The 6,756-nt window shown below is 75.6% G+C and carries 6 protein-coding genes; 1 reads left to right on the forward strand and 5 read right to left on the reverse strand.

Going from position 1 to position 6,756, the window contains the following annotated elements; translation table 11 throughout:
- Together ACWJ6R_RS27030 and ACWJ6R_RS27035 are read right to left on the reverse strand one after the other, a co-directional pair.
- A partial coding sequence (locus ACWJ6R_RS27030; protein WP_449064933.1) for an ATP-dependent helicase occupies window positions 1–1,441 on the reverse strand: 1,441 nt, incomplete at its 3' end.
- 255 nt (window positions 1,442–1,696) lie between these two features.
- Window positions 1,697–4,117, reverse strand: a complete 2,421-nt coding sequence (locus ACWJ6R_RS27035; protein ID WP_449064934.1) for a CDP-glycerol glycerophosphotransferase family protein — start codon at window positions 4,115–4,117, stop codon at window positions 1,697–1,699.
- A 155-nt stretch (window positions 4,118–4,272) separates the two neighbouring features.
- Between ACWJ6R_RS27035 and ACWJ6R_RS27040 the strand changes: the two genes are divergently transcribed.
- On the forward strand, window positions 4,273–4,578 hold the full coding sequence (locus ACWJ6R_RS27040; RefSeq protein WP_449064935.1) for a hypothetical protein: 306 nt from the start codon (window positions 4,273–4,275) through the stop codon (window positions 4,576–4,578).
- Window positions 4,579–4,662: 84 nt separating this feature from the next.
- On the opposite strand, the gene ACWJ6R_RS27045 is transcribed toward ACWJ6R_RS27040, so the two are convergent.
- The 3 genes from ACWJ6R_RS27045 to ACWJ6R_RS27055 form a co-directional block, all read right to left on the reverse strand.
- Window positions 4,663–5,013: an MGMT family protein gene (locus ACWJ6R_RS27045; protein ID WP_449064936.1), complete on the reverse strand. Its 351-nt coding sequence runs from the start codon at window positions 5,011–5,013 to the stop codon at window positions 4,663–4,665.
- Window positions 5,001–5,369 carry a hypothetical protein gene (locus ACWJ6R_RS27050; RefSeq protein WP_449064937.1) on the reverse strand — a complete coding sequence of 123 codons (369 nt, stop codon included), beginning with the start codon at window positions 5,367–5,369 and terminating at the stop codon, window positions 5,001–5,003. Before ACWJ6R_RS27050 ends, ACWJ6R_RS27045 begins: the two co-directional genes overlap by 13 nt.
- Window positions 5,370–5,581: 212 nt before the next feature.
- A partial coding sequence (locus tag ACWJ6R_RS27055) for a S8 family serine peptidase (protein WP_449064938.1) occupies window positions 5,582–6,756 on the reverse strand: 1,175 nt, incomplete at its 5' end.

The following is a 6,756-nucleotide window of genomic DNA, read 5'->3' on the forward strand; positions in this document are numbered from 1 at the left end:
CGGGCCTCCGGACCGCGCTCCCCGGCGGCCGGTTCCCCGAGCTCCGCCGGGAGCGCCATGCCTCGTGCTCGGCGACGCGCAGCGCGCGGCGCAGCCGGCGCACCCCGATCATGTCGGTGCCGCCGAGAGCGCTGGTCAGCAGTTCCTCCGCCGTGCCCTCGTCCAGGCCCTCCGGGTGGAGGGCCACCTGGATCAGCCGGATCAGCGGGCGCACGCCCGGCTCCTGGATCAGCGGCACGTCGCCGCCGCCCACCAGGACCGGCACCCCGGCCGCGACCAGCGCCCGGCGCAGCAGCGGCACCTGCCGGGCCGCAGAGCGGACCAGCACGGCCATCCGCGACCAGGGCACCCCGTCCAGCAGGTGCGCCCGGCGCAGGATGTCGGCGACGACCGCCGCCTCCTGGACGGGGCTGTCGGCCACCACCGCCCGGACGTCCCCGTGCCCGGCGTCCGGGAGCGCCGTCAGCTCGCTGTGCGCGGCGCCGCCGGGGACGGCGGGCAGGCGGGCGGCGACGCGCCGGGTCGCGGCCAGCAGCCCCGGGCCGCTGCGCCGGCAGACGCGCAGCGCGACGATGGGCGCCTTCTCCCCGTGGACGTCGCGGAACCGGTCGGGGAAGTTCATGATCCCGTGGACGTCCGCGCCCCGGAACCCGTAGATCGACTGGTCGGGGTCGCCGACCGCGATGAGGTCGCGGCCCTCCCCGGCGAGCCGCTGGAGCAGGAGCTCCTGGGCCGGGTCGGTGTCCTGGTACTCGTCCACCAGGACGACGTCGTAGGCCGAGCGCTCGCGGAGCCGTACCTCGGGGTCGGCGAGCAGGGCGGCGGCGGCGCGGATCAGCTCGGGGTAGTCGAGCACCGGTTCCGGGTCCAGGTCGAAGCGGGCCTGGTAGCGGTCCGCGAAGCGCCCGGCGGCCGCCCAGTCGGCACGGCCGTGGCGGCGGCCCAGCTCGACCAGTTCCGGCCCGTCGAGGCCGCGCTCGGCGGCGCGTGCGACGAAGTCGCGCAGCTCGGCGGCGAACCCGCGGGTCTTGAGCGCCTCGCGCATGTCCTCCGGCCAGTGCGGCGCGCCCTCCTCCAGCTCGCCCAGGAGCATGCGGCGGATCTCCAGGAGCTGCTCGGGACCGGTGAGCAGCCGGGGCGGGGGCGCTCCGGCCAGTACGGCCTCGCGGCGCAGCAGGGCGTAGGCGTAGCTGTGGAAGGTGAGCGCGAGCGGCGTGCGGGTGGTGCGGCGCATCCTGCCGGTGATGCGCTCGCGCAGTTCGTCGGCGGCCTTGCGGCTGAAGGTCAGGACGAGCACCCGCTCGGGGTCGACGCCCCGGCGCTCGACCCGGTCCGCCACCGTCTCCACGATCGTGGTGGTCTTCCCGGTGCCGGGACCGGCCAGGACGAGCAGTGGGCCGCTCCCATGGGCCACCACCGCCCGCTGGTGCTCGTCCAGCACGGGGGCAACGGCCTCCCCCGCACCCTCACGGCGCACCAGCCGCCAGCTCTGACCCCTCACAGCTCGCCATTCCACCAGATGTCGGGCAGTGATCGGGCCGAGTCGGCCCCTCAGGTCCGAATCTCCGGCGCGGCGGGCGCGCTCCCGCCGCACTTCACCCTCCTGACCGCCGCCGGGCCGCTACCGGACCGCTACCGGGCCCGGCGGGCCCGTCATCAGGAACCGAAGACGCGGCCACCGGACCCGGCGGGCCCGTCAGGAACCGAAGACGCGGTCGACCAGCCGGGCGGTGGCCTTGCCGTCGTCGCGGGGCGCGTAGGTCCGCCTGAAGTGCTCATAGCGCTCGGCGTGCGCGGCGGCCAGCTCCCCGACGTTCCGCAGCGCCTCGACCACCTCGGCGCCGGTCGACAGCAGCGGCCCGGGGGCCTCCGCCGCCAGATCGAGATAGAGACCGCGCTTGGCCGAGTAGCGCTGCAGGTCGTAGGTGAAGAAGAGCATCGGCCGCCCGGTCGCGGCGAAGTCGAACATCACCGACGAGTAGTCCGTGATCAGCACGTCGGCGACCAGCAGCAGATCCGCGATGTCCGGATAGGTGGTGACGTCCAGCGCGAGCTCCTCCGGCACGTTCGGCGCCGCCTGCATGGAGTGCGCCCTGATCAGGAACCGGTGGCCGGGCCCCAGCGCCCGCCCCGCCTGCTCCAGGTCGAACCGGATCGAGTTGCTCCTGCGGTCGTAGTCGCGGAAGGTCGGCGCGTACAGCACCAGCTTGACGTCCTCGGCGACGCCGAGCCGCGCGCGCACCCGCGCCGCGGCCCGCGGGTCCGGGGACGCCAGCACGTCGTTGCGCGGGTAGCCGCTCTCCACGACCTCGCCCTGGTAGCCGAAGGCCTTGCGCAGGATCGGGGTGGCCCACGGGCTCTGCGAGACCAGCAGGTCCCAGCCCCGGACCTCGACCGCCTGCCGGTGCCAGGCCGGCGGCCTCGGGTCGCGGGACATGTGCGGAAGGTCGTTGCCCATCCGCTTGAGCGGGCTGCCGTGCCAGGTCTGCACGACCACCTGGTCCTCGCGCGCCCGGAACCACGGGGGCAGGAAGCCGTTGGTCACCACGTGCCGCGAGCGGGCCAGCACCTCGTAGTGCTCCCGGCTGCCCGCGCGGACCACGGTCGGCTCGATCTCCGGGCCGAATCCGAGTTCCCGGGACCCCGGCGGCGTGAACGCGCCGTCCTTGACCACCCAGATGTGCTCCCGGTCGTCGCCGCGCCGCAGCCGCTCCTCGTAGACCGCGCGGACGTTGCCCTCGTACTGCCGGCCGTCGTAGGCCACGTAGACGGTGGCCTCGCGCAGTTCCCGGCCGCGCTGCGCCGGGTAGAAGGAGCGCTGGAGCAGGTGCAGCCCTCCCGGCCCCTTCTCGTCGTCGGGGCGGCTCTCGGCCACCGCCAGCACCGGCACGTCGAACCGGGTGGACAGCAGGCGGTATTCACGCCCGCCGATCGTCTTCGGGCTCTCGTCCAGCGCCTCCAGGGCCGCGTGGTCCATCCGGACCGGGACGATCTCCCCGGACGCCTCGCGCGCCGCGATGCTCCAGGTGCCGCTGCTCAGCGGGGTGGTCTCGCCGAAGCGGGGCATCGCCGCCGGCGCGAGGCGCACGCCGAAGCGGGAGCCCTCGCGCTCCATCGGCGTCGCGTACAGCAGCCCGCTGCGGTGGCGGAGCGTCAGCTCGGCCGGGCCGGAGCCGGGGTAGGAGCCCTCCAGGACGAGTGCGCCGTCCGGCTCCCAGACCGCCGAGGAGACGACCGGACGGATCCGGTGCGCGGAGACGATCACCCGGTCGCGCCGGTCGCCCAGGACCGTGATCTCCCGCTCGCCGATGACGGTGCGGCTCTCCGCGGCCCTGCCGAGCATGACGGGGGCCGCGGGGTCGCCCTTGGGCTCGATCCAGAGCCTGCCGCCGTCGCGCTCGGAGAGCAGCGACGCCACGGCGAACGGCACGGCGACCTCGGTGCCGCCCTCGACCGGGGTGAAGTCCGCCGCCACGCGGTGGCCGTCCAGCCGGGCCTGGCCCCTGGTGAACGTCCGGTCGGGCAGGAACACCTTCAGCTCCAGCCGCTCGCCGTCCAGCCGCACCCCGGTCAGCTCGGCCCGGGTGGGCTGCAGCACGACCTGCAGGGCTCGGTCGGAGGTCCAGACCGGCCGGATCCACCAGCCCGGGCGCGTCTCCAGGCCCGAGGGACGCTCGGTCCGGCCGCTGGAGGGACCGCGGAGCAGGCCGACCGCGCGGGCGCCCCGGCTCCAGATCACGATCTCGGCGCGCCAGGTGGTCGTGTCGCGTACGGTCGCCCGGCGGCGGAGCAGCCGCTTGCTGCCGCGGACGACGGCCCGCAGGGCGGCGCGCCAGCGCAGCGCCCACGGGCTCAGCTCGGCGGTGAACCCGGACCAGTCGTAGTTGCAGCCCGCCTCCCGGGCGCCGTGCGTGGCCTCCGGGTGGTGGGTCCTGCGGGTCCGCAGGCGGATCGGGGGCAGCCAGCGCGGGCCGCGCAGCACGACGGTGGCCCGGTTGAAGCGGCGGCTCCGGACCGACAGGCCCGCCAGGTAGGCGTGCCCGCTGATCCGCAGCCGGCCGCCGGACCAGGAGACGTCCTCGACCTGCGTGACCGGGATGAGGTCGGCGGCGCGCAACCGGAACAGCGGCTCCGGCAGCTCCTCGCGGAGCGGCAGGTCGGCGTACCAGCGCAGGCTCTTGCGGACCCGCCGGGACGGTTCGGCCGCGGCGTGACGAGTTTCTGCAGGGCGTCGCCGTCGGCCAGCTCGTCCACCCCGCGCTGCTCGATCAGGTGGAAGGCCAGCCGCCGGGCGACGGGCAGGTCGCGCTTGACGCGCGCGTCCACCCCGGCGAGGTACGGTTTGACGGCGGTGACGAACTCCCGGCGGCGGGCGGCCCCGCGTTTGGCCGCGATGTCGAGCCTGGAGCCGAGCGGCCCGGCCAGCGCCTCGGCGTCGAACCGCCTGCGTTCGGCGGGGGTCAGCCCTTCGGCGAGCACCGCGCTCATGAGCGAATCGAGGGGTTCTCCCCGGTCGCAGAGGTCCTGGACGACCCGCAGACGGTCAGCGACAGGGTCGCCGGTCGCTCGCGCGGGTGAAGCGCCGGTGGCCATGGGGGAGGCACCGCCTTTCGGGCAGAACTGTCCGTCCCCCGCCATGTTAGTGGGCCCCGCAGGAACCGGTTACCGGTCGCTTTCCGGACTCATCGGTCCGGGTTCCGGACGCCCGTCCCATCTCGCGAGACGCATGTCCGCCCGCTCGCCGCGCAGCGGGGTGCCCTCCTCGCCCCAGTGGCCGAGGCAGCGCCGCTCGTGCCCGGGGGGCGGGGTGCCGTCCGCGTGCACCACCCGCCACCAGGGGACGCCTCCTCCCCAGACGGACATCACCCTGCCGACCTGCCGGGGACCGCCCTCACCCAGGTAGTCGGCGACGTCGCCGTAGGACATCACCCTGCCGGGCGGGATGCGCTCGACCAGGTCCAGCACCCGCTCGGCGTACGGGGTGGGATCGCCTCGGCGGCCTAGCTCCGCCATACGGCGGGACCGGCCGCGAGGATCTCGTCGATCCTGCCGAACTCGTAGGACGCGGCGCCGTTCACCTGCTCGACGACGCCGTCGCGGACCGTGTAGGACTCGCCGTCCTCGCCGACCAGGCGCGCGCCGAGCAGCGCGGACACCCGTGCCAGCTGGGCCACCTGCCAGTCGGATCCGGGCGCGCCGGACAGCGTCCCGTTCCAGGCGGCGACGGCGTGGACCCCGTCGCCGTGGCGCGCGAGGACCTCACCCGCCTCCTGCGAACCGCGGTACTCGAACCCCGCCCGCCCCAGCACGTCCGCGAGTTCCGCGAACGTGAGCGGCGCCGGGCGCTCCACCCGCAACTCGTACCCCATGATGGGCGACCCTAGCGAATCTCCACCGGCTCGCGGAGCCGGAAAGGCCGACATCGGCGCCACCGCGGCCGAACAGTGCCCGAACGGTGTCCGAAACGCGTTCGAATCGAGTCGGACGCCCCGGACACCCTCGACGCCCCGGCACCTCCGGCACCCCCAGCGCCCTGGCACCCCGGCACCTCCGGCGCCCCGGGCACCCCCGGCGCCGCTCCTCACCGCGGTGCGGGCCTCCGGGTGAGGACGAGCACGGCCCCGGCGAAGGCGAGCACGCCGAGGACCAGGCCGGCGCCGTACAGCCGGAGGCGGAACGGGTCGGCGCCCGGCTCGGGCGCCTTCTCCGGGGCCGCTCCCCCGCCGAAGCGGCGCCCCTCGTCCACCGGGACCGGGACCGGGGCCGCCATCAGCTCCCCCGCCTTGGCGAGCGCCTTCGCGGCGTTCACCGTGCCGAATCCGACGTACTCGTCGTATCCGGGCACCGGGCCGGAGTCCGCCGTGGAGGTGATGGCGCGCACGACCATGTCCGGCGGGATCCGCGGATGCTCCGCCTTGATGAGGGCGGCGACCCCCGCCACCAGCGCGGTCGCCGAACTCGTGCCCTCCGAGGGTTCGTACTTCCCGCCGGGGGTCACCACCGGCACGTCCACGCCCGGCGCCGAGACCAGGACCGACAGGTTGTCGCTGCTGAACGGGGCGGGCCTGCCCTGCCTGTCGACCGCCCCCACCCCGATGACGCCGGAGTATCCGGCCGGGAAGCTCCAGAAGGAGGTGCCGGCGCGCTCGGCGTACTCGCTGTCGCCGTCGTTGCCCGCCGCCGCGACGAGCACCACCCCCCGGGAGAGCGCGTAGGAGACCGCCTCCCGCTCGGCCCGGTGCGGGCCGTAGGCGCCCAGCGACATGCTGACGACCCCGGCGCCGTGGTCGGCGGCGTAGCGGATGGCCCGGGCCAGCGGGCTGTCCCCCCGGGTGCGCAGATCGTCGTCCGAGGCCGCGGGGAGCCCCTCGTCCAGCTCCAGCGGCAGCGACAGGATCCGTGCCTCCGGCGCGACGCCGAGCAGGCCGCCGTCGCCCCGGCCCGCTCCGGCGATGAGGGAGGCCATCGCGGTGCCGTGCCGCCGCCCGGCGGGCCCCGCGCCGCCGGAACCGTTCGGCTCGTCCGGCCTGTCCGGCCCGCTCGACCTCATGGAAGGCCCCGCGGTGACCCTGCCCCGCAGCTCGGCGACCTCCGCGTCCACCTCGCTGTCGACCAGGGCCACGGTGACCCCCGCGCCCCGGGTGACCTTCCACGCCTGCTCGGCGTCGAGGGCCTCCAGCACCCAGCGCTGATCCTCCCGGACGTCGGCGGCGGCCGGCGCAGCGACCGGCCCGGCGGCCAGCGCGAGGGCGGCGG

It is taken from the genome of Planomonospora algeriensis (assembly GCF_977012225.1).